We start from the raw sequence: 23,383 nt of genomic DNA, 5'->3' as shown, positions 1-23,383 counted from the left end.
GTTGCGGGACTTAACCCAACATCTCACGACACGAGCTGACGACAACCATGCACCACCTGTACACCAGCCACAAAGGGAAAGACTATCTCTAGCCCGATCCGGTGTATGTCAAGCCCAGGTAAGGTTCTTCGCGTTGCATCGAATTAATCCACATGCTCCGCCGCTTGTGCGGGCCCCCGTCAATTCCTTTGAGTTTTAGCCTTGCGGCCGTACTCCCCAGGCGGGGCGCTTAATGCGTTAGCTACGGCACGAAAGTCGTGAAAAGACCCTCACACCTAGCGCCCACCGTTTACGGCATGGACTACCAGGGTATCTAATCCTGTTCGCTACCCATGCTTTCGCTCCTCAGCGTCAGTAACTGCCCAGTAACCTGCCTTCGCCATCGGTGTTCCTCCTGATATCTGCGCATTTCACCGCTACACCAGGAATTCCAGTTACCCCTACAGTACTCAAGTTATGCCCGTATCGCCTGCACGCCCGGAGTTAAGCCCCGGAATTTCACAGACGACGCGACAAACCACCTACGAGCCCTTTACGCCCAGTAATTCCGGACAACGCTCGCACCCTACGTATTACCGCGGCTGCTGGCACGTAGTTAGCCGGTGCTTCTTATCTAGGTACCGTCACAAAAAGCTTCGTCCCTAGCGAAAGGAGTTTACAACCCGAAGGCCGTCATCCCCCACGCGGCGTCGCTGCATCAGGCTTGCGCCCATTGTGCAATATTCCCCACTGCTGCCTCCCGTAGGAGTCTGGGCCGTATCTCAGTCCCAATGTGGCCGTCCACCCTCTCAGGCCGGCTACCCGTCGCCGCCTTGGTAGGCCATTACCCCACCAACAAGCTGATAGGCCGCGAGCTCATCCTACACCGAAAAAACTTTCCAACCATCACACTAAAAATGGCTCCTATCCGGTATTAGACCCAGTTTCCCAGGCTTATCCCGAAGTGCAGGGCAGATCACCCACGTGTTACTCACCCGTTCGCCACTCGAGTACCCTGCAAGCAGGGCCTTTCCGTTCGACTTGCATGTGTTAAGCACGCCGCCAGCGTTCGTCCTGAGCCAGGATCAAACTCTCCACAAAAAAATTTCAGAACAACATCCGAAACAGGCCGTGAAAAGCCCGAAACCCAACAAAAGAACAAACCACCACAAACCACAAAAGCCTGTGCTGGCGTCCAAAAAATTACTACAAAGAAAAAATACAGTCCCCTCAACCCGACGGGGTCAAAAATAAGGAAACCAAAAAAGTTGAACACAATCACATGCCAACCAATCCATCTCAATGCAGCCGAAACACCAAACAGCATTCAAATAGGTACGCGTTTCACATACCCAACCGGCACACACCAACCAACAAACCACCTAAAGGCTCATTGGCAGACAAACCAATCAACACACAACCATGCACACAAAAAATAAAAAGTACATTGGCACACTATTGAGTTCTCAAACATCATCCACACACCACAAAAAATTAACCTACCGTTAACCTCTCGTTGGCGGCTCGTACAAACTTACTCAACTCAATGAACCCTGTCAAATCATCGAACCAAGTCCGCACCAAATTCGCTCAAAAGTAACCTCCCGGCTACCTCGCGGCGACTAGGATTAATGTAGTCCAACCCCTCCACCAATGACAAATCCCCAGCACAGGTCGGATTTTTCGGGGCTTTTCCGCACTACATGACGACTACTCCGCGTCCCGAAGGCAGGATTCGGTGGGCAACTTAAGCTATATAAAAGGCCCCCAACTCCACTGCGAGATTGCCTCCTCTCAGTGCTGCAGGAGAGGGTTCGCAGATCTAAAAGCCATTGCATGGAAAAAGGCCCCCGATTTCTCGGGGGCCTAACGGTGGAGCTGCCGGGAATTGAACCCGGGTCCTTCGTCACCTTGCCAGGGCTTCTCCGTGCGCAGTCCGCACAGAATCTCTGCTCGGCCCTCCGGATCGGGCGAACTCGTCCGGATGATGGGCCCAGTCACCAGTAAAAGTCCCGACTGGTCCTGATGACCCGGCCAGCCGGCTAGTTCCTTAGTCGATGCCAGGTTCTAGGTCAGGAACGAAACCTAGGCTGACAGACACGCGTCGCTGTAATTAGGCAGCGAGGGCGTAGTCACGCTGAGAGTTCTTCTCTGCGTTTATTGGTTGCTACGACGCTTATACGGTGGTCGTTAGCCTGCACCGGCACGCTTCCCCTGGCGCAGTGCACGAAGTCGAAACCAAATCAACCCCATGCTGTAGGGACGGGATAGTGCGTCTTCCCTACGGTTCGTTCAACACTACCCCACCCGCTTTTATTTCCTCAAGTGCTCCTCTAACCACTCCTTGAGGATTACCGCATGGTTGACCGTGCGGTTGGCGGCGGCGAAGAGGAGGGTGGCGTCGGCAAGCGCACGCAGCTGGGCGAGCTCGTCGGAGTCATTGTCATCGAGCTCGGCCTTGTAGCGGCGGGCAAACTCGTCGAAGCGATCCTCGTCGTGGTTCCACCACTTGCGCAGCTCGGGGCTCGGCGCGACGTCTTTGAACCACTCGTCGTAGGCCAGGTCGCTCTTGGCGACGCCCCGGGGCCACATCCGATCCACCAGCACCCCAGTGCCATGGATGGTGTCCTCGCCCTTTACTACGTCGTGAACCTTCGCCGTCTTAAACATTGATGCCCTTCACGCGGCGGCCGAGCTCGCGGGAAATTTCGCGGTCTTGGTCGCGACGCTTAATATCCTCTCGCTTGTCGTAGTCCTGTTTACCTTGGGCCAGCGCGAGCGAAAGCTTCGCGTAGCCATTCTTGAGGTAGACCTTGAGCGGGACCAAGGTCTTATTGCCGTTGCGCACCTGCCCGTAAAGCTTGTCGATCTCGCGGCGGTGCAGCAAAAGCTTGCGGGTGCGCCGCGGGCTGTGGTTCGTCCACGAGCCCATGGAATATTCCGGAATGTGCAGGTTGCGCAGGTACACCTCGCCATCGTCGATGGTGGCGAAGGCATCATTGAGCGAGATTTTTCCCTCCCGCAAGGACTTGATCTCGGTACCGAGCAGGACGATGCCGCACTCGTATTCCTCGAGGATCTTGTAGTCATGCCGGGCCCGGCGGTTGGTAGCGAGTGTTGCCTCGCCGGAGGCCGCCTTCTTATTCTTCTTGCCCTTCTTAGCCATAATTATGGCAGTGTAGTGCCCTTTTAGCCGGCCCGGCAAACGGGCTATTTGCGCACATAGGACCGCAGGGTGATATGCGCCGTGGCGGCGGTAACCACCAGCGTCAGCAAGGCCACGAGAGGCAGGGCAATCCAGAGGTCTCCGGACTTCATGGGGGCGAGCAGCTGGGATTCATACAGGCCTTGCAGGGATGGGTCCACCACTTGGGATTTTCCTAGGAAGATACCGGCACCACCCAACACCACGCCGATGAGCGAGGCCAGTACGGCCTCCACCACAAACGGCGCCTGCGTCATCCACCGGCTTGCGCCCACCATGCGCATGATTTCCGTTTCGCGGGTGCGGTGGAACGCGGCGATCTGCACCATATTGGCCACCAAGAAGATGGCCGCCACGGACATCACGATAGCCAGCACAAAGGTGGCATTGCGAATAGCATCCAGGTTGCTTGCGGCATCGCGCACTTCCTGCTGCTGGTCGACGACGTCCTCTACCGCCGGATTATCCCTAATCGCATCGATCGCAGAAGCGTCTTCTGGATCCTTCAGGCGCACGTGGAACGCTGCCGGCAGTGCGTCGGGCGAGGTTTGTTCCACCATGACGGGGTCGGTGTCTTGGAAAAGCTCCTTGAACCGCTCATAGGATTCCGCACGGTTGCGGTATTCCACGGACTCGACGGAATCATCCGCGTCGAGCTGCTTCTTGAGATCCGCGCAAGACGGGGTTAAGCAGTCTGGGTCACCGGCGGAAATGTCCTCATTGAGCTGGACCATGACCTCGACGCGGTCGAGGTAAATCTCCTTGGTGTCCTTGGTCAGGTTGGTCACCATGATGCCGGCAACAACGAGGCCTACCGCAATGGCGGTGGTGATGATCATGGCGATGGTCATGGTCAGGTTGCGGCCAAGACCCTTGGTAGCCTCGCGGAAAATAAACCCTAGCTTCATGCTTCCCCCTCATACATCGCCTCGTGCTCGTCGCGCACGAGGACTCCATTGCGCAGCTCCAGTACGCGTTTGCGTGCCCTATTGACGGCGCGGGCATTGTGGGTGGACATGACCACGGTGGTGCCACGGCGGTTGATGCCCAGCAGCAGGTCCATGATCTCGTCGGCGGTGGAGGGATCGAGGTTGCCCGTGGGTTCGTCGGCAAGCAGGAGCTTCGGCCGATTGACCACCGCGCGCGCAATAGCCACGCGCTGCTGCTCGCCACCGGAAAGCTCGTGCGGATACGCATCGCGGCGATCCTCGAGGCCCACCAGGTCCAAAACCTGCGGGACCGAGGTAGAGATCCGGTACTTGCTCTTGCCAATAACCTCCAGCGCAAAGGCCACATTTTGATATACCGTCAGCTTGGGAAGCAGGCGAAAGTCCTGGAATACATAACCAATGGACTGGCGCAGCGCGTTAATCTGCTTGCCCGAAAGCTCGTTGACGTGGAAATCATCGAAATAAATATCGCCCTTGGTCACGTTGCTATAGCGCACCATTAACTCCAGGAAGGTGGACTTACCGGAGCCGGACGGACCAATGAGGAAGGCGAATTCACCATCCGCAATCTCGAAGGACACCCCGTCGAGCGCTGGGCGAGACGCGGCGGAGTAGGCCTTAGTCACGTTGTCGAATCTAATCACGCGAATCACTGTAGCAACTAAAGTTGACACCGCGCTGTGAACTATATTTAAGTAATGTGGTCTAAGACACTAATTTGTTCCGACCCAATCGACAGAAAGTGCCGATACAATGGCCGAAACCGAAACTAAAGAAAAGCCACGTTCTGCAAGCTGGGGTTGCCCGCAAATCGTGGACACGTAGTGGGGCTACCTAGTGCTTAGGCAGCTATTTCTTTTCTACTGGTGGTTAGACCAATGTGGTTTTCGAAGTCGACGGGGCTGACCATCCCTAGTGCAGAGTGCCGGCGCCGACGGTTGTAAACGACTTCCATCCAGTAGGCAACGGCCTTGCGCGCAGCATCGCGGGTAGGCCAACGCTTACGGTCGTAGAACTCGGTTTTAAGCGTCGACCAGAACGACTCAGCCATCGCGTTATCAAAGCACACACCAGTACGCCCCACAGACTGAGCAATGCCCAGGTTATGGCAGACTTCCCAGAGCTTCTCGCTGGTAAATTGCGTTCCGCGGTCAGCGTGGAACACCAGCCCATTAGGAACGTCACCGCGCAGTGTATGTGCCATCCGCAGGGCCCGTTCGACCAGGCATGTATCTTGAACGCTATCCATTGCCCATCCCAGCACCCTGCGGGAATGGCCGTCGCGGACCGCACACAAGTACAACCATCCCTCGCTGGTGCGTAGGTAGGTAATATCCGACATCCACACTCGGTTGAGCTCACCAGTATCAAACATGCGCTTGACCAGGTCAGGAAGAGCTGACTTACGCTTGGATTGAATCGTTGTCACCGGGACAAAGGCACGCGGTGAAATCCCTTCAATGCCCATCATGCGCATCCGCTTAGCCACAGTCTTGCGATTCAGGGTGATCTGGTAGCGCTCGGTAAGTTCTGCGGTGATCCGCGGAGCACCATAAACCTCATCGGAGTCTTTCCAAATCTGATGAATCTTTCGGTCAACGCCATCGTAAAATGCAGCACGATCATTTTCGCCAGATAGTCGCTTCTGCTGCGTATCAGCCCATTTGTAGTATCCAGACCGAGACACTTTTAATAGCCGTGCCATGCGTTTGATGCTGTAGTTTGCCTTCTCCTGCTGCATCAATTCGAACTTTTCTGCTCGCGTTGCTTCGCGGCGAAGAAGGCTGTCGCTTTTGACAAGAACTCATTATCCATCTTGGCTTCCGCCAACTCACGGCGCAGACGAGCATTCTCAGCACGAAGATCAGCCTCACTCATCCCATCCGAGGCCCCTCGGCGTTCACGCTCGAGTTTGACCCACCGGCCTAAAAGCCCGGCGGAGACGCCAATCTCCTTAGCCACATGAGCGATCGGGCGCTCTGACTCGATTACAAGGTTCGCGGCTTCACGCCGGTACTCCGGCGTGTACTTCTTGCGCTGTTGACTCACAATGAACATCCTCTCCTACGGACACAAGATCCGCACAAATAGGGTGTCCACTAAACGAGGGTAACCTCAAAGCGGCTTCCTGGGCACTGTAGAAAAGATTGGCAATAAACTGCCGGATCCCTTCTGGCTCTTCGTTATCCTCGCAGCCATCGTCGCTGTGACTTCTTGGCTAGGACACCTCATTGGCATGACCGCAGAGGACCCCAAGACCGGCGAAACCATCGAAGTAGAATCCCTGCTGACCACCGAGAATATCTCGCGCATGGTTACTGATGCAGTGGAGAACTTCACCAGCTTCCCGCCGCTCGGCGTCATCCTTGCCGTGATGCTCGGCGTGGCCGTGGCGGAGCAGTCTGGCCTGCTTTCCGCGTTGGTGCGCGCGATGGTGACTAAGGTCAGCGCCAAAATGCTGACCTTCGTTGTGGCGCTGGCCGGCGTGACCGGCTCCGTAGCCTCCGACGCCATCTACGTCATCTTAATTCCGCTGGGTGCAATGGCCTTCCACGCCGTGGGCCGCTCCCCCATCGTGGGCGCGATGGTGGCCTTTGCGGCATCGTCAGCCGGCTTTAATGCCTCGCTGATTCTCAATATCACCGACCTCCTGCTGGCGGGTATTTCTACCCCGGCTGCACAGTTTGTGGACCCCGAATATGAGGTCAGCCCGCTGGCCAATATCTTCTTTGTCATCCCATCCGCCATCGTGCTCTCGCTCATCATTACCGCGGTCACGGAATTCCTCATGGTCAAAAAGGCTCGCGAGCTGGTGGACCACGATCACATCAACTATGAAGAGGTGTCTTTTTCCAAGGCCGCCGGTGGGGCCGGCGCGAATGCAGAGGAGGATGAAGAGTACGACTTCACCGACGATGAAGAAGCGATGCGCATCAAGCCCAACGAGCAGCGCGGTTTGATTGCTTCCGGCATCGCACTCTTGCTCTTCCTTGCCGCCTTCTTTGCACTCCTATTTATCCCTGGCTCCCCGCTGGCAAGCCAAGGGGATAGCTTCATGGAGTCGCCGCTCATTAGCGCCATCGCGGTGCCGATTGCCCTGGCTTTCTTGGTGTGCGGCATCGTCTACGGCTTGGCGGCAGGCACCGTGAAGTCTTTTGCTGATGTACCGGAGTTTATGGCCAAGGGCATCGAGACCCTTGTCCCCATGCTGGTCCTCTTCTTCGCGGTGGCACAGTTCCTCGCCTGGTTCGAATGGTCCAACCTCGGCGTATGGACCGCCATCAAGGGTTCCGAACTGCTCCAACACTGGTCCTTGCCACCGCTAGTCATGTTTGCGGCACTGGTGGCCATGGTCGCACTGCTTAACCTCTTCATCACCTCCGGTTCCGCCCAGTGGGCGCTGATGGCCCCGGTCATCGTACCGATGATGATGTATGTGGGCGTCTCCCCCGAAGTCTCCCAGATGCTCTTCCGTATTGGTGACTCCCCAACCAATATCATCACCCCAATGTCGCCCTACTTCGCGCTGGCGTTGACCTTCTTGCAGCGCTACTACAAGCACGCGGGTGTGGGTACCTTGATGTCGCTCGCCCTGCCTTACTCTCTGTGCATGATCGTGGGTTGGTTCGTCTTCTTTGTCATTTGGTATCTCATCGGCATCCCGCTGGGACCGGGCGCACCGATGGACTACGCGGGTTAAGTCCATAGAGATCAGGCCGAACTGAGGATTTTCTCCCCTCAGTTCGGCCTTTTCGCGTTCAATTCAGCCCGATCAGTATGGACCTAAGCTTGGTCTTCTTGTTGCTGCATGCGCCAGCGGATACCGGATTCAAGGAAGCCATCGATATCGCCATCGAGCACCTTGGAGGGATCGCCCACCTCAAAATTGGTGCGCAAGTCTTTGACCATCTGGTACGGGTGCAGCACATAGGAACGCATCTGATTGCCCCAAGAGGCGTTGCCACCGGCGCCCAACGCATCGAGCTCAGCTTGTTCCTCCTGCCGCTTGCGCTCCAGCAGCTTCGCCTGCAGCACGCGCATGGCCGAGGCCTTATTTTGAATCTGCGACTTTTCGTTCTGGCAGGTCACTACAATGCCGGTGGGAATGTGAGTCAAGCGCACCGCCGAGTCGGTGGTATTGACGGACTGGCCGCCCGGACCAGAAGACCGATAGACATCGACGCGCACGTCATTATCCGGGATATCGATGTGGTCGGTCTGCTCCACCACCGGCAAAACTTCGACCTCGGCGAAGGAGGTCTGGCGCCGGCCTTGGTTATCGAAGGGCGAAATGCGCACCAGGCGGTGCGCACCCTGCTCCACGGACAGCTGGCCGTACATGTATTCACCGTGGACGACAAAGGTCGCGGACTTGATTCCGGCCTCCTCCGCATAAGAGATGTCATAGACGTCGACCTTGTGGCCATGCTTTTCCGCCCAGCGCGTGTACATGCGCATGAGCATCTCGGCCCAGTCGGCCGCGTCCACACCGCCGGCGCCGGAGCGGATATTGATAACCGCCTCGCGCGGGTCATACTCACCAGAAAGCATGGTGGTGACCTCCAACGATTCGATGGCAGACTCCAGGGAATCGAGCTCATCATCCGCCAGGGAGGTATCCCCCTCTTCTTCCGCGAGTTCGTACATCACGGGCATGTCCTCCAGCCGCCCGCGCAGCGATTCCAGCTTGCGAACCTTAGCCTGCGCTGCGGAAAGCTCGGACGTTACCTTTTGCGCATGGGCGGGGTCATCCCACAGGGACGGGTCGCCGGCTTGGGCCTCTAGTTCCCGAATGCGGGCAGCCAAAGCCTCCGGGTCCATGACCTTCTCGATGGTGGTCAGGGTGGTTTCCAATTGCTTGAGCCGTGCTGTTACTTCGGGACGCATAGGCCCCAATCCTACCCACCCGGCCGGCATAATTAGCCATCGGCCGCGTTTAGGGTGACAATGGTGGGCATGGATCAAAAGCCGAGCTTGCAGGAGATGATCGACGCGGTCATCAAGACCTTCATTGTCGCGCACGCGGATGACGGGGATGCGCACCTAGCGCAGGCCCTTGTCTATAACGCCGGCCGCCTGGCCTGGCGCTTGCGCGAGATGGGCGTCGACGTAGAGCAAAAGACTTCTATCTCGGACGTGGTTACGGATGCAGACAGGGCGGCCGAGCGCTTCGTTGCGGGCGTGCTCGAGGCAGTGCGCCCGGAAGACGGCATCCTCGGCGAAGAGGGTGCGGCCCGCGAGTCCCAGTCCGGCCGTACCTGGGTCATTGACCCGGTCGATGGCACCTACAACTTCTCTTCCGGCTCCGATTATTGGTGCTCTGCCCTCGCGCTTACCGACGCCACCGGGATCACCCTCGGCGCCGTCCACCGCCCCGCCATGGGCTATACCTGGTTCGGCGGCCGGGACTACCCCACTTCCCTCGACGGGAAAGAGGTGGCTCGCCTAGAGGAGAAGCCGGCCGAGCAGATTTCACTATCCACGTATCTGCACCCAACCTCGCTGGTGGATGCGGATATCCGCGGGGCATGGCAGCGCGTGGCGGAAAACTTTGCTACAGTCCGTATGCTCGGTGCCGGTTCTGTTGACCTGTCCTCCGTGGCCGATGGCACATGGGGCGCATGGATGCAGCATTCGGTGGCGGATTGGGATTGGTTCCCCGGCAAAGCCCTCGTGGAGGCAGCCGGCGGTGCTGCCCGCAAGGTAGAAGCCGGCGGCGTCGAATGGTGCCTGGCCGGCAATAAACAGGTAGTGGATCAGATGGAGGATTGGCTCCGTGGGTAAGTTTAAAGAAGACTTGGGCCTCGCGCTCGAGCTGGCCGGCCATGCCGATGTAGTGACCATGCATCGTTTCGAGGCCTCGGACCTTTCCGTCAAGGAAAAGCCAGATATGTCTCCCGTATCGGATGCGGACCTCACCTGTGAGAAGCAAATCCGCGAATCCCTTAAGCGCTCCCGCCCGCGCGATGAAGTGTTGGGTGAGGAATACGGCGGCGAGGCCTGCTATAAGGGCCGCCAGTGGGTCATCGATCCCATCGACGGCACCAAGAACTTCGTGCGTGGCGTCCCCGTATGGGCCACGCTCATCTCCCTGTTGGAAGATGGCGAGCCGGTAGTTTCGGTGGTTTCCGCACCCGCCCTGCGCCGCCGGTGGTATGCAGCCAAGGGCGCTGGTGCCTTCCGCGTTTTCGGCGGCGAGCCGAAGCGCTTGGGCGTATCCCACGTGGAAAAGCTCGCCGATTCTTCGCTGGCCATGAGCTCGCTGACCGGATGGGCCGAACGCGGCCTGCGCGATCAGTTCCTCGCGCTCACGGACAAGACTTGGCGCCTGCGCGGCTATGGTGATTTCTGGTCCTACTGCCTCGTGGCCGAAGGCGCGGTAGACATCGCCGCCGAACCCGAGGTGTCCTTGTGGGACCTCGCCGCGCCCTCCCTCATCGTGACCGAGGCCGGCGGTACGTTCACGGATCTGGACGGAAACCCCGGCCCACACGGCGGATCCGGCGTCGCCTCCAACGGCCTGCTCCACAAGCACGCCCTAGCCGCACTGCAGCGCTAGGGATTTCTCCGCAGCTGAAGTAACACGCACCTGCCGCCCAGCGTTTCGCATCCGGGTTAGCGGCGGGTGCGTGACAATAAGGACGGCTGCACTATCACGCGGCTCTCTGGCTGGCTTCTGGATAGGGCTCGCAAGTAATTCACGCTATACCCCACTGGCTGTGGTTATTAGCACCAGCCAAAGATGCACAAAGCCCGCTCCCCAAGGCTGGGAAAGCGGGCAAAAGGATTGGCGAGGCTAGTCCTCAGGCAATGTAAAACCAGCACCTACGCCACCGCGGCGGTTCATATCCGCCAAGACTGCATCCATGGTGTTTGCGGCGGTTGGGTTATGCACCGGACCCTGCAGCGGGGTGCGGCACGGGAAATTCACCGGCAGGAAACCGCCGGTAATCGAACCAATGAGTCGGCCGTTGACCAACAACGGTGCACCGGAATCGCCCATCATGGCGCATACCTGGTTAACCTGAATTTTCTTTTCCTGCTGATAGGTCATGCCGCAGGTCTTCCCGGTGGCAACACCCTGCTTGCACACCTGCTGCCCCGGCTTAACGCCACCGCCCAACTCGTTGACGGTCACACCATTATAGGAGCGGGATACCTTGGCCTTAGAGCCGAACTCGATGACGGCGTAATCCAAGTCTTCATTCTTGGACACCACGGTGCCGGTTGGGCCAATCTGCTCCGAATCGGCGGAGGTGACCGAATCCCCCACGTTGCCGCAGTGCGCAGCGGTAAGCCCAACCTTGCGGCCAGCATTATCGTTGCCCGCCACAGTCAGGGTGCACATCATCTTCTCATCGACATAAACCGGGGTGCCGGGGCCATAAAGCGACTCGCCCTCATTCATGGCCGCAACAGATTCTTCTGGAATGCGTGGGGCATCAAAGAAAGAACCCGGCACGCGGTGCAGCACATAGTCAGCCTGTGGCTTACCGGCAGCCACCTTAGAAAATCCATCATTTTTCCACTTGTAATTCGGATTGGTGCCCTTAGGTTTAAACTCCGGCTGGGTGGCCTGCTCCGCTAGGCCGATGGGATTCGGGTTGGTCATCGGCTCCGCGTACTGCGCCTGCTGGGCCGTATGCTGCACGGCTTGCTGCGCGTTGCGCACAGAGGAATCTACGGCGTCGGTGACGTTCTTATCCACCTGCGGGGTGTGGATGCCTACCCCAGCCAGGCCATCTCGGACCTGGTCAATAATCCCTGCGGAATCGAAATCCGGTTGGGGCAATTCCTGAGCGCCTGCAGCCGGGGAGCCCAGGAAAAACGCACCAGCGAAAGCCGAGCCCACCAGGACTTTCTTAAGGTGCGGAATGCGAAGCATCAAAGTACCTACTTTCAGTTGTCAACATCGTGCAAGCTCGATACTGGCACGAAAAAATTGTGGAAACAGCAAACTCCTGTGACTGTGTCCAAGCCGTTATATTTCTTCCAGAATTCGGGGGTGATCACCCCTCCCCTATCATCGGACGCATGGTCACACCGCTGTCTTATTCCGATACTTCTGGCTTTCCGCAGCTGCACATGTCACGAGTCATCGACGCTGATTTTGATACCGCCGCACACCGGCTTTTCCGCTGGTCAATCCAACGCAGCGGCCTTTTCCGCGTGCGCCCCACCCATGAGGTGGTGGAGCTCGGCGCGGAGGTCACCATGGGCCTCGGTCCGTGGGACTTTCGCTGCCGCGTGGTCGATGTATTCCACGAGGACGGCCGCTGCGGGTTCACCTACGGCACCCTTCCCGGACACCTCGAGCGCGGCGAAGAAACCTTCACCCTTGAGCGCCTGCGCGATGGCCGCACACTGCTTCTTATCGACGCCGCCTCCGAGCCCTTCCTCCCCTTCCTGCGCCCCCTTGTGGACGTGCCAAGGCGCCTGCTGATTAGCCGACTCTACCTTCGCGCCTTAGACGATTAGCAGGATTGCGCATACGACAAAAGCCGCCTCCCCGAACCCTGGGAAAGCGGCTTAATATCAGCGCTGGTTAGTTCTTGCGCTTGTCCTCGATGGACTCGCGAGCATCGCGCACAGCGCCCTTGACGCGGTCAAAGAAGCCACCCTTCTTCGTGGACTCCTCTTGGTACTCGTGTGCCTTGTCCTCCACGAAGCCCTTAGCACGCTGGAACGCATCGCCTACGGCGCTACCAGCCTCGGATGCCTTGCCCTTTAGCTGATCCAGGCGCTCAGAGGACTGCTGCCCATTGACGTTGTCCTGGTTCGGCGCAGTAGCAACACGCTCTTCGTTTGCTTCGCCTACGATGTGCTGGCTCGGTGCGTAGTCCGAGTTATCTTCGTCCAGCTTCTCCTGCAGGTCCGGCTGCTGCGGGGCAGAACCAATGTGCTCTTCCTTCGCGCCACCTACGATGTGCTGGCTTGGCGCATAGTCCGAGTTATCCTCATCCAGCTTCTCCTGCAGGTCCGGCTGCTCGGGGGCAGTGCCTACATGTTCTTCGTCGGCGCCAGCGACGACGTGATTCTGCGGCTCGTACTTGCTGGCGGTGGATTCTGCATTATCCGCAGCCTGCTTGCCTACTGGTGTGGATAGGCCGGCTGCGCCCGCGGCGCCTGCTGCTGCAACGCCGGCGCCTGCAGCGGCAGCGCCTGCGCCGGAATGCGCGGACTCGTTAGCCTTAGCCGACGAAGACGCGTTGTCTTCAGACGCTAGGTACTTATATTCGTTGCGGTCCAAATCAACTTCGTGGCCTAGGTTATTCGCCATTGCTGCGTACTCCTTTAAATAGATTTATCTTCTCTCCTCTAGGGTTCCAGAAAGTTCGGAAGCATGCACGAAAAACTTTGTCGGGGGCATCCTATTCCCTGCGGCGGAAACGAAACGTGTATTACACAAATGCGCCTGCTGATGGAGATCAGAAAACTAAAATGACCCTCACCGGCGAACCGATGAGGGCCTGGAAGTTGGTAGCGGAGGCAGGACTCGAACCTACGACCTCTGGGCTATCGGATTAGATTCGAGCCTAACTGGTGTTATTCAATTCTGGCCATGCTGTTTAAGCTTGTTTTCTATCATTTGGAATCATTCAGAATCATCCCTCTAGTGCACCACCCGTGAGCACTGACTGCATGGCCGAAACGTCGGTGAGGTCCGTGTAGTTTCGAGCGTTCATCGCCTCAGTGTGCCCAAAGAAAGCGCTTCGGATCTCGGCGGGAACTCCGCGAGCGATCGCGCAGTTGTTGAGCACTGTGCGACAGGCGTGAGACCTCATGGAAGAAATGGTTTCATCACCCAGCTGGGCACCGAGATCTTGGTAGAGCGCCACGCACGCCTTGACGGCATTATCTGACCGCCAGTGCGAGTGAGCATCCCCCGGTGCTAAAACGAGTGGATCCGGACGGCGAACAGGTGGGGGTCTTACCAGGACCGCAAACCCGTATCCAGCGCTTTGCGGGAGGTCTACACCGCGCCGAACGAGGACACCGCGCGTGCCGCCCTGAACGCGTTCGAGGCGTCCGAGCTGAGACGGAAGTATCCGCAATCGGTCAAGGTGTGGCGTGGTGCGTGGGATCGGTTCGTGCCGTTTCTGCAGTTCCCGCCGGCAGCCCGCAGGGTGCTCTACACCACGAACTCCATCGAATCGCTGAATGCTGAACTGCGCAAAGCCACCCGTAACCGCAGCCAATTCCCGAACGACACCGCGGCGCTGAAGACCCTATGGTTGATGATCTGCAACATCGAGGACAAGCACGCCGCCCAGCGTGTGAAGAAGGCGAAACGGGCAACTGAGTGCAACGGCTACATTGAAGGGGCGAAAACCAACGGGTGGAAACATGCCATCAACCAAATGGCCGTGGCCTACCCCGACCGCTTCGACAAATACCTATAAACCCAGCCCCACACACAAACAACTTGACGCTGATAATGGGAATACAGGATCGGAACCACGTGGAATGACCCACTTCTTGACTGGCCATGATCTCCTCATGTGCCTTCAGCGTGATCTGTCTTCCATGTTAGTTCCGACCCTGTACCGCAATCTGGTGAATCCGCCCATGACCTTATAGGAGCGTGACGTCTCCACCGTGACCACCCCGGCAGGTGTCTAGTGTAGTCGTCCCATCAGCGTCTTGTCTGCCCGGAAACCCCGGATCGCGGGTCACCCGCACGTTTGCTCACAGACAGGACCTGATCCCCAATGTCTACCACTTTCGACTGCCCCACCGGCCCCGTTGCCGGAATCGACACCCACACCGATACCCACACTGTTGCCGTTATTTCGGACACCGGCCGGCACATCGCCACCGACACCTTCCCCGCCACCAACCCTGGCTACGTGGCGATTTCAGAGTTCATGGCAACCTACGGTGTCACCACCGTCGGTGTGGAAGGAACCAGCTCCTATGGAGCAGGCCTGACACGCCACCTTCGCACCCAGAAATACTCAGTCGTAGAAGTCTTACGCCCTACCCGGGCCGTTCGACGCCGGGACGGCAAATCAGACCCCGTTGATGCTGTCGCTGCCGCCCGCCAGGTGCTCACCGGGGAAGCCTTAAGCATCCCGAAAGACACTTCCGGGCCAGTGGAATCCCTCCGTGGGTTGCAGATCACCCGCCGTCAGCTCGTGATGACAGCAGCGAAACTGATGACAACGATCAAATCGTTGCTGGTCACAGCACCCGATGAGATTCGACGCCGCTATAGTGCGATGTCCACATTGGTCATGGTGGAGGCCTTGTCCCGGTGCCGACCATCAGCTGACCTGGCCGACCCCAGAAATGGGGTGCTCCTCGCGTTGAAGACATTAGCCACCACCTATCGTGATTTACAGAAACAGGGTACGCAGCTGGAAAAACACATCAGTATCCTGGTTGAGATGATCAATCCGCATGTGACCTCGATATTTGGGTGTGGTTCCGTGGTGGCTGCTGATCTGATTGTCAGTGTGGGGGATAATCCAGGCCGGATTCACTCCGAGGCAGCATTAGCTCATCTGTGCGGGGCCGCACCGATTCCGGCTAGTTCTGGACGGACTCATCGGCACCGTCTCAACCGGGGTGGTGATCGTCGGGCGAATTCTGCGTTGCATCGGATCGCGTTGGTGCGGATGCATCATGACCAACGCACCAGGGACTACGTAGCCAAACGCACCAAGGAAGGATTGTCGAAAAAGGAGATCTTACGGTGTCTGAAACGCGCCATTGTCAGGGAGGTCTACCGGGTGTTGTGCTTGGGTCAGGCCGTTCTTCCAACGGGCCAGGTAGAGGTTGATGAACTCAAAGCTCGACGGATCGAGAGGCAGTTATCGCAAGCCCAGGTTGCTGAAAAACTCGGGTGTGCCCCGGCGAGAATCAGTGATATCGAAACCGGCAAGCGCCCTTTGCCGGAGTTGAGGTTGGCTTATGAAGAACTTCTCAAATCAGCTTGACACAACATAGGAGCATCACGCTCCCAGGCTGCGCCGGGTATTGCTCACTTGGTCGAGGAATACCGTCGCAATCACCCGAGGAAAGAAACGAACCACTAACTAAAACACGTGCACCGTAAAAAGTCAAAAGCCCCACAACACAGCGTAGCGGTTAACCGCTACGCTTCTTTTATGCTCTTCCTATGCCCCAACTTTGCAACAGCACCAATAAACTGGCGCCCCGGTTATAAGTTGGGGCGCCAAGTCGATGTGCTCGAGTCGGGGGATGTTAGTGGCCGGTGCCAAGCCGGCCAGACAGGCGGTTCAGCCGGTCCTGACTGGGACCGTCGAGCCCGATAATGGACACGGTTTTGCCTCTGTCCTGGAACTTCTGCGTAATCGCGTCAAAGGTCGCGACCGTGGAGGCATCCCAGATCTCCGCCTCAGTGAGATCAATAGTGATATGACGGGCAGAATCGGTGTAATCAAAGCGATAAACCAGGTCATTGCTTGATGCCCAAAACAACTGGCCATGCACCCGGTAGGTACGAGTATCAATCTCGCCATCGCCGTCGCCGTCGATCTCGGAGACCTTTTCAATGGAAGCGATATGTGCCATCCGACGGGCGAACATGATCATCGCGGTGACCACACCCAACACCACACCAATGGCCAGGTTGCTGGTGGCTAGGGTGGCAATAATCGTCACGGCCATAACAATGGTCTCAGAGACCGGCATGAGTTTAAGGGTGCGTGGATGCACCGAGTGCCAGTCGATGGTGCCGACCGAGACCATGATCATGATTGCCACCAGCGCAGCCATCGGGATCATGCCAACGATGTCGCCCAGTGCCAGGACCAGGACCAGCAGGAACACACCGGCTAACAGGGTGGATAGGCGGGTACGTGCCCCGGATTCGCGGACGTTGATCATGGTTTGACCGATCATCGCGCAGCCACCCATGCCGCCGAAGAAACCGGAGGCAATATTAGCCACCCCCTGTCCCCAGGATTCACGAGTTTTATCGGAATGAGTGTCGGTGATGTCATCGACGAGCTTGGCGGTCATCAACGATTCCATGAGACCGACCACGGCCATGGCCAGGGCATAAGGCGCGATGATCTGCAGGGTCTCCAACGTCCACGGCACGTTCGGAATAAACAGGGACGGTAAGGTCTCCGGCATCTTGCCCATGTCCGAGACCGTCGGGACAGTCAAACCGGCGGCAATGACCAAACCGGTGAGCACGATAATCGTGACCAGCGGGGCGGGGATCACACTGGTGAGCTTGGGGAAGAAAATCATGATCACCACACCCAAGCCGACGAGTGGGTAGACTATCCAAGGCACATCAATGAGGTGTTCGAGTTGGGCGGTGAAAATCATAATGCCCAGTGCATTGACGAAACCCAGCATCACCGATCGGGGGATAAAACGCTGAAGTTTCGCCACACCGAGGGCGCCGAGCACGATTTGTAGGACACCGCCCAACAGGACGGTGGCGATGAAATAATCCATCCCGTAACCACGCGCCACAGGAGCAATGACTAGGGCAATAGCCCCGGTGGCGCCGGTGATCATTGCCGGGCGGCCACCGGTAAAGGCGATCGCAATGGCCATGACTACCGAGGAAAACAGACCCATGGCTGGGTCAACACCGGCAAGGATGGAAAAGGCAATGGCCTCAGGGATCAGCGCCAGGGATACCGCCAGTCCGGCCAGAATCTCTATACGGATACGGGCGAGGGAAGAAAATGCGTAACGGAAGGATGCGATGATCCCGGTAGGGGCATCAGCGCCGTCTGGACTCAGGAGGGGGCGGGGGGCCGCCGTGCTAGTTTCAGTCATAGATGTCCAATCTTTGAGGGGATAGGTAACTGGGCGAACGCCCGAAAGGAATCCAACCCTCTAGTAACTTTAGGTTTGGTGATGGTGGTCATGGTAGCGGGAGTTTTACTCAACCGCCAACCCAGGCACAGGAACCCGTGGGCAACATCACCGTGAAGGAGAACAGGCAATGCAAAACAGTAATTTCAAGATCGGCGAGGTCGTTGACCAGACGGGGTTGTCGATTCCCACCTTGCGTTATTATGACAACGTCGGCCTGATTACCCCATCGGGGCGTAGCCCTGGTGGGTTCAGGCTTTATAGTGAGGCTGATGTACGTCGTGTTTTGCTGGTGCGACGGATGAAACCGCTGGGGTTTACTCTGGATCAGATGCGGGAATTCCTGGAAGCTGCGGAGATTCTTCATAGTTCAGATGGCGGGCAGGACAGTGATACCGCACAGCAGGCACGGAGTAATGCCAAGGCCACCCTTGCCGACATTCGTGAGGAGACGCGCACCCGCTACGAAAAGCTACGCAAGCAAATTGCCTACGCTGAGGAATTCCTCGATCTGGTCAACACCCTGGCACCCTAAACTGCCCCCATCCTTCGCAGGGAGAAAAAGACCATCGTATTGAATGCGCTCTGTCGAATCGCGTTCCAGATGAAGTGGACGAACGCCCGCGGCCTCTCCGGAGTGGATGGCGATAGTACAGAGGACTTCTGAAATCCGTGCAGACGACTCCTCAAAACGACACAGTCATCCAAGGTCACAAAATCGAAAATTGTCACTTAACCCCATCACTTCCAAACCGGCTTAAGTGACAAAATGCCATCGCTAAAGTCCCGATTTGAGTCCCAGGACGTGCGCCTTAAGAGAAATAACTAAAGCCCCTACCAGTGTTTCTCCTGGTAGGGGCTTGGAAGTTGGTAGCGGGGGCAGGATTCGAACCTACGACCTCTGGGTTATGAGCCCAGCGAGCTACCGAGCTGCTCCACCCCGCGTCGAGATGACTTCCATCATCTGCGCTTGAACAGCACGTTAACACAAAGTGTATTCGCTCTGTCCTGGCGACTCATGTAACTATACATAGGGAAAGGCACCTACCCAAATCCGCTGGGCAGGTGCCTTAATCACCGCTTTTAAAGAGTGAAAGAACTACTTTTCCGTCTTCTGATAAGACTCAACTGCCTTATCGAGTTCGTCCAGGGCGCGTCCGTATTCCTCGAAGGAACCATCGCGTGCATCCTCAAGGCCCTTCAAAGCCTTATTGATGTCATCGATTGCGCCAGCCTGATCAGAAGAAGACGGAGCGGAAGCTGGAGCCGAAGGCTTATCGTCCTTGGACTCGTCCTTGTCCTCCTTATCCTTGGCGCCGTCCTTGTCCTCAGATTCGCCGTCTACTTCCTCGATGTTCTGGGCGGACTTGGCATCGATTCCCACCTGCTCAAGGGCATCGCCGATGGTCGGGGCATAGCCCACGCGGCCCTTATAGGACACGAGCACGCGCAGCAGCTTCGGGAAGGCAGAAGCCTGGTCCTTGCGCTGGGAGTAGATCGGCTCGAGATACAGGATTTCTCCGCCACCTACTGGCAGGGCTAGCAGGTTGCCGTTGTGCAGATCATTGGTGCCCTCCCACAGGGTGCGGTCGCGGGCAACCTGGTCAGAGGACATCATCGCATCCTGTGCCTGCTTCGGGCCCTGGGTCTGTGTATTGGTGGGCAGCACGCGCACGGTGATATCGCCGTAGTTTTCCGGTTCGGAGGATACGGCCATGTGTGCAGACAGGAACTCGCGGTTGAGGCCACGGTAAGACGTGGTCAGCTGGAAGGTCGGCTTGCCGGTTTCCGGGTCAGCGGCCATTACGTAGTACGGCGGCTGATTGAGCTGGCGGGATTCCTCCGCGGTGGGGTCGTTCGGCACGGACCAGAAGGCATCATTATTGAAGAAGACATTCGGGTCATCCACGTGGTAGCGCGCCAGCAGGTCACGCTGCACCTTGAACATATCCTCCGGGTAGCGGAAGTGCTCGCGTAGCTCGTCGGAGATCTCCGCCTCAGGCTTTACGACGTCCGGGAAGACGCCCTGCCAGGCCTTGAGCACCGGGTCATTCTTGTCGAACTCGTAGAGGTCCACAGTGCCGTCATAGGCATCGACCGTGGCCTTGACCGAGTTGCGGATATAGCCGACCTTGTCATTGACCAAGCGCTGGGTGGTGCCATCGGGATTGAGGGTGTCCTGGGTGGCGTCGGAAAGCGAGGCACGCTGGGAGTAAGGCAGGGATTCCAAGGTGGTATAGCCATCCACAATCCACTTCAGACGGCCATCAACCACGGCCGGGTAGGTAGCAGAATCGGTGGTCAGCCACGGAGCAACCTTTTCCACGCGCTCGCGCGGGTCGCGGTCATACAGCAGCTTCGACTCGCTGCCGACGCGATCCGAAAGCAAGAAATTCAGCTCGCGGTACTTGGCGGCGTACATGGTTCGGTCAAAGATATTGCCGATGCCAACGCCGCCCTTGCCGTCATAGGTGTAGGTGGAGCTATCGGTGTCATACTCGACCGGGTTCTCGCCGGTCTTGCCGGTAATCGCATAATCCATGCCATCGGCCGCGCCAGCAATGACCGGGCCGTAGTAGATGCGCGGCTGGTCTACCTTGATGCCAAGGGACTTCTCAGCGTCCTGCGTCTCGCCTTCGCCTTCGGCCTCGCCGGCCTGGGTCTGTAGGTCAGACACGGTAAAGATGGGGAAACCACCGCGGGCAGAACCGGCATCGCGGGCCACCTCATCAACCTTATTGGCCTGCGCTGCCACGAAGCCATTGCCGTGGGTGTAGACGGTGTGGCGGTTAATCCAGTCCGACTGATTTTCCCGCAGCTCGTTCGGGTCTAGCTCGCGTGCGGCAACGACGAAGTCGCGCTTCTTGCCATCGATCTCGTAGCGGTCCATCGATAGCGTCTCTGGGAAGCCGTAGAAGTTCTTTAGCTGCTGCATCTGGGTGAAGGTAGGAGAAAGAATCTCCGGATCCAGCAGGCGGAGGTTATTGATGGTGGCGTTATCAGAGGCGACCTTGTCATCGGAGACTTCATCCCCACCCCAGTTATCTTCATAGGTGACGTGGTCATCTGTTAGCCCATAGGCATAGCGGGTTGCCTCGATATTGCGGGTGATGGATTCTTCTTCCTTAGCCTGGCGGTTGGGCTGTACGGAGAAGCGTTCCATCAGCAGCGGCCATGCCTGGCCAATGACCAGCGAGGACAGCAGCATCAGCACCACTGCCAGGCCGGGGATGCGCAGATCCTTGATGACAACGGCCATAAACAGGGCCACGGCCACAAAGACGCCAATAATCATCAAGATGATCTTCGCCGGCAGGTAGGCGTGAATGTCGGTATAGGAACCACCGGTAAAGAGGTCGTGCTGGGTATTAAGCAGCTCATAGCGCTCCAACCAGTAGCCAATGACCTGGGCTACCATCCACAGGCCGGCGGTAATCGCCAGCTGCAGGCGGGCGGGGCGGGAGATGGAGCCGCGCACACCGGCGGCCTTATTGCCAATGCGGATGCCGCCCAGCACGTAGTGGCCGAAAAGCGCAATGAGGAAGGCCAGGATCAACAAGATGGATAGGGTGCTAACCACCAACTTCAGAACTGGCAAGGTAAAGGCATAAAAACCTAGGTCATGGTGGAATTGGGCGTCTTGTTCGCCGAATTCCTGGCCGTTGAGGAAGAGCAGCACCGTACGCCAATTGGACTGACCGATGAAACCCGCGATGACGCCCACGATGGCGGGGATGACCTTGAAGAAGACGCTCATGGACTTCTCAATGGACTTGCGGTACTGATACACCGGCGAGTTCAGGTCCCCAAGGTCGAGCGAATCCGGGCGCCCGCGCCAAGCAAAGTAGCCAGCGGCCCACACCACTGCAGCGGCAATAAGACCAAAGATGATAAAGAGGACTATCCGCGCAATAATCGCGGTGGTGAAGACGTTCCGGTAGTCAATCGCACCAAACCACCTCCAATCCGTGTACATGCCCACGAGCATGGGGCCGAAGAACAAGAGGACGGCAATGATGGCCGCAATGATTGTCGCGACCCGCGGGGGCCGCTTCAACGGGGCGGCTGGTGTGGATGACCCTAAGGACAACGCCAGCTCCAATCAAATAGTGCGAATTTAAAACCTGTAGACTTCTTCCAGCTTAAGGAAGCAATACACAGATAACGAATAAGGATGTTCATGAGTTCCCCCGAATTATCACAGCCAGCTTTAAACCGCGCGATGACCGAAGCCGTGGAATTCGTCCACGCCGAAGGCTGGGACGCTCGGCCCACGATCTTCGCGCTGGTTCCCACCCACTTGGTAGCCGATCAGCTGGCCGCGCTCGATGAAGAGGACGCCGCGCCGCTTACCCTCATCGTGCAAGATAATGTGCCTGAAAACATTGAGCCCGGTTCTGAGCAGCTGGCGGATTATGTCTCCCGTTTGGCCTGGCCGCGGGAGGTTGCCGGCGTCATTTTGGCCCAAGAAATTAAGTTCCGCGATACCTCCAGCGAGGACCCCTCCCCTCGCCCGGCGCGCCTTTATTCCGGAGCGCTGCGAGAAGAAGGCATCGAAACCACCTTGCTGCAGCTGCGCCCCACCGAGGAGGAGCTAGAAGCGGCCGGACCGTTCGCAGAGGATGACATCCAGTTGCGCGGTGGCCCACAGGTAGCCCCGGGGGTCATTGCGGCCCTGCGCTATGGACTGAGCCAAGACCCGGATGAGCTAGATTAGACTGAAGTGACAATTCTCGCCTGCGACTAAGGAGCATTTTCCTACCGTGCGACGCACTACCCTCACTCGCCTGACCGCCACCCGCGCCACCGCAGCAGCGCTTCTGCTGGGTGTAGGCGTGAGCACTGCCGCTTGTTCCTCGGACGATGCCGCGCCTGCCGACGCCCCCGTGGAAACCACCACCGCCGGCGCCGAGTCCACCAGCCCTGAGGCAGATACCACTGGGGAAACCAGCACCGCCTCCAGCTCTCCTTCTACCGCTGAGTCCAGCGCTGAATCGAGCGCGGCGGAAAGTTCGGAGGCGTCGGAGGGGGCGTCGGCAAGCAAGGAGCCCGGAACCGAAAAGTTGGAAAAGTCTGTGGCCAAGGCCTATGACATCTTTGCTCCGGTAGCGCCCAAGGAGCTTTTCGCTCTCTTTGACCGCTGCGATTCCACGGGCGGGGACGATTCCTATAACTGCTCTGGGCCGAAGGTAGGCCAGTTCCAGTTCTTCCGCTCGCACTCCAAGGCAAAGCAAACCACGCAGGTGCTTACCGAGCTGCGCAGCTCGCAGGTCATTGAGGACAGCGGCGATCGCGTCGTGGGCTGGTCCACCTTGGGAACCACCGCGGTCATCACCGTCGTGGACAATAAAGAAGGCATGGTCATGCAGCAGATGATCTCCTCTGACCAGGAAGATCCGGAAGAGAAGATCAAGGAGCTGGGCCTAGCTAAGTAGGCCGG

18 protein-coding genes, 1 tRNA gene, 1 rRNA gene, 1 other RNA gene and 1 pseudogene are annotated in these 23,383 nt (G+C 57.9%); 9 read left to right on the top strand and 13 right to left on the bottom strand.

Annotated features, from left to right (window positions below; genetic code table 11):
* The 7 genes from BJ985_RS11615 to BJ985_RS11585 form a co-directional block, all read right to left on the bottom strand.
* Nucleotides 1-1,080 (bottom strand): 16S ribosomal RNA (locus tag BJ985_RS11615); the annotation flags it as partial.
* Nucleotides 1,081-1,849: 769 nt separating this feature from the next.
* Nucleotides 1,850-2,230: a transfer-messenger RNA gene (gene ssrA / locus BJ985_RS11610) on the bottom strand.
* A gap of 62 nt (nt 2,231-2,292) precedes the next feature.
* Nucleotides 2,293-2,649, bottom strand: a complete 357-nt coding sequence (locus BJ985_RS11605; protein ID WP_179387547.1) for a DUF488 domain-containing protein — start codon at nt 2,647-2,649, stop codon at nt 2,293-2,295.
* Nucleotides 2,642-3,145, bottom strand: coding sequence for an SsrA-binding protein SmpB (gene smpB / locus BJ985_RS11600; protein WP_005322310.1), 504 nt, complete (start codon nt 3,143-3,145; stop codon nt 2,642-2,644). The genes BJ985_RS11605 and smpB overlap by 8 nt, the downstream gene beginning before the upstream one ends.
* 44 nt (nt 3,146-3,189) lie before the next feature.
* Nucleotides 3,190-4,092, bottom strand: coding sequence for a permease-like cell division protein FtsX (gene ftsX / locus BJ985_RS11595; RefSeq protein WP_179387546.1), 903 nt, complete (start codon nt 4,090-4,092; stop codon nt 3,190-3,192).
* Nucleotides 4,089-4,778 (bottom strand): cell division ATP-binding protein FtsE, encoded by a 690-nt coding sequence (gene ftsE, locus BJ985_RS11590; protein WP_034667888.1) that lies wholly within the window; start codon nt 4,776-4,778, stop codon nt 4,089-4,091. The genes ftsX and ftsE overlap by 4 nt, the downstream gene beginning before the upstream one ends.
* A gap of 197 nt (nt 4,779-4,975) precedes the next feature.
* Nucleotides 4,976-6,192, bottom strand: a protein-coding gene (locus tag BJ985_RS11585; protein ID WP_101679514.1) for an IS3 family transposase whose coding sequence is annotated in 2 segments (ribosomal slippage) — nt 4,976-5,931 and nt 5,931-6,192 — 1,218 coding nt in all. Because the reading frame shifts where the segments join, the coding sequence is not laid out codon by codon here.
* A 70-nt stretch (nt 6,193-6,262) separates the two neighbouring features.
* Here BJ985_RS11585 and BJ985_RS11580 point away from each other — a divergent pair.
* Nucleotides 6,263-7,834, top strand: a complete 1,572-nt coding sequence (locus BJ985_RS11580) for an AbgT family transporter (protein ID WP_179387629.1) — start codon at nt 6,263-6,265, stop codon at nt 7,832-7,834.
* Between the two features lie 83 nt (nt 7,835-7,917).
* On the opposite strand, the gene prfB is transcribed toward BJ985_RS11580, so the two are convergent.
* Nucleotides 7,918-9,021, bottom strand: coding sequence for a peptide chain release factor 2 (prfB, locus tag BJ985_RS11575; RefSeq protein WP_005326509.1), 1,104 nt, complete (start codon nt 9,019-9,021; stop codon nt 7,918-7,920).
* 60 nt (nt 9,022-9,081) lie between these two features.
* Here prfB and BJ985_RS11570 point away from each other — a divergent pair, with 60 nt between their 5' ends.
* Together BJ985_RS11570 and hisN are read left to right on the top strand one after the other, a co-directional pair.
* Nucleotides 9,082-9,918 carry an inositol monophosphatase family protein gene (locus tag BJ985_RS11570; protein WP_005322319.1) on the top strand — a complete coding sequence of 279 codons (837 nt, stop codon included), beginning with the start codon at nt 9,082-9,084 and terminating at the stop codon, nt 9,916-9,918.
* On the top strand, nt 9,911-10,693 hold the full coding sequence (gene hisN / locus BJ985_RS11565) for a histidinol-phosphatase (protein ID WP_179387545.1): 783 nt from the start codon (nt 9,911-9,913) through the stop codon (nt 10,691-10,693). Before BJ985_RS11570 ends, hisN begins: the two co-directional genes overlap by 8 nt.
* A 237-nt stretch (nt 10,694-10,930) precedes the next feature.
* Here the strand turns inward: hisN and BJ985_RS11560 are convergent, their stop codons facing one another.
* Complete coding sequence (locus tag BJ985_RS11560; RefSeq protein ID WP_179387544.1) at nt 10,931-12,019, bottom strand: trypsin-like serine protease; 1,089 nt, start codon at nt 12,017-12,019, stop codon at nt 10,931-10,933.
* A 149-nt stretch (nt 12,020-12,168) separates the two neighbouring features.
* Between BJ985_RS11560 and BJ985_RS11555 the strand changes: the two genes are divergently transcribed.
* Nucleotides 12,169-12,612, top strand: coding sequence for a DUF1990 family protein (locus tag BJ985_RS11555; RefSeq protein ID WP_179387543.1), 444 nt, complete (start codon nt 12,169-12,171; stop codon nt 12,610-12,612).
* Nucleotides 12,613-12,679: 67 nt separating this feature from the next.
* Here BJ985_RS11555 and BJ985_RS11550 read toward each other — a convergent pair whose 3' ends face one another.
* Nucleotides 12,680-13,414, bottom strand: a complete 735-nt coding sequence (locus tag BJ985_RS11550) for a kinesin (RefSeq protein ID WP_179387542.1) — start codon at nt 13,412-13,414, stop codon at nt 12,680-12,682.
* Nucleotides 13,415-14,039: 625 nt separating this feature from the next.
* Here BJ985_RS11550 and BJ985_RS11545 point away from each other — a divergent pair.
* Both BJ985_RS11545 and BJ985_RS11540 read left to right on the top strand, forming a co-directional pair.
* Nucleotides 14,040-14,537: pseudogene (locus tag BJ985_RS11545) on the top strand (transposase); the annotation flags it as partial.
* Nucleotides 14,538-14,846: 309 nt separating this feature from the next.
* The gene (locus BJ985_RS11540; protein ID WP_005324630.1) at nt 14,847-16,076 is read left to right on the top strand and encodes an IS110 family RNA-guided transposase; all 1,230 of its coding nucleotides are present in this window, start codon (nt 14,847-14,849) and stop codon (nt 16,074-16,076) included.
* A 268-nt stretch (nt 16,077-16,344) separates the two neighbouring features.
* On the opposite strand, the gene BJ985_RS11535 is transcribed toward BJ985_RS11540, so the two are convergent.
* Nucleotides 16,345-17,904 (bottom strand): SulP family inorganic anion transporter, encoded by a 1,560-nt coding sequence (locus tag BJ985_RS11535; protein ID WP_179387541.1) that lies wholly within the window; start codon nt 17,902-17,904, stop codon nt 16,345-16,347.
* Nucleotides 17,905-18,073: 169 nt separating this feature from the next.
* Between BJ985_RS11535 and BJ985_RS11530 the strand changes: the two genes are divergently transcribed.
* A complete protein-coding gene (locus BJ985_RS11530; protein ID WP_005293770.1) occupies nt 18,074-18,478 on the top strand; it encodes a MerR family transcriptional regulator in 405 nt (134 codons plus the stop codon).
* Nucleotides 18,479-18,811: 333 nt separating this feature from the next.
* On the opposite strand, the gene BJ985_RS11525 is transcribed toward BJ985_RS11530, so the two are convergent.
* Nucleotides 18,812-18,888 (bottom strand) — tRNA-Met (locus BJ985_RS11525).
* Nucleotides 18,889-19,042: 154 nt separating this feature from the next.
* On the bottom strand, nt 19,043-22,000 hold the full coding sequence (locus BJ985_RS11520; RefSeq protein WP_179387628.1) for a UPF0182 family protein: 2,958 nt from the start codon (nt 21,998-22,000) through the stop codon (nt 19,043-19,045).
* A 123-nt stretch (nt 22,001-22,123) separates the two neighbouring features.
* Here BJ985_RS11520 and BJ985_RS11515 point away from each other — a divergent pair, with 123 nt between their 5' ends.
* Together BJ985_RS11515 and BJ985_RS11510 are read left to right on the top strand one after the other, a co-directional pair.
* Nucleotides 22,124-22,660: a PPA1309 family protein gene (locus BJ985_RS11515; RefSeq protein ID WP_179387540.1), complete on the top strand. Its 537-nt coding sequence runs from the start codon at nt 22,124-22,126 to the stop codon at nt 22,658-22,660.
* Between the two features lie 46 nt (nt 22,661-22,706).
* Nucleotides 22,707-23,378: a beta-N-acetylglucosaminidase gene (locus tag BJ985_RS11510; RefSeq protein WP_179387539.1), complete on the top strand. Its 672-nt coding sequence runs from the start codon at nt 22,707-22,709 to the stop codon at nt 23,376-23,378.
* Nucleotides 23,379-23,383: the final 5 nt, after the last annotated feature.

Source organism: Corynebacterium tuberculostearicum, from assembly GCF_013408445.1.
Classification (GTDB): domain Bacteria; phylum Actinomycetota; class Actinomycetes; order Mycobacteriales; family Mycobacteriaceae; genus Corynebacterium; species Corynebacterium tuberculostearicum.
The sequence above is the reverse complement of the archived record's forward strand: the minus strand, read 5'-3'. Positions and strand labels throughout refer to the sequence as shown.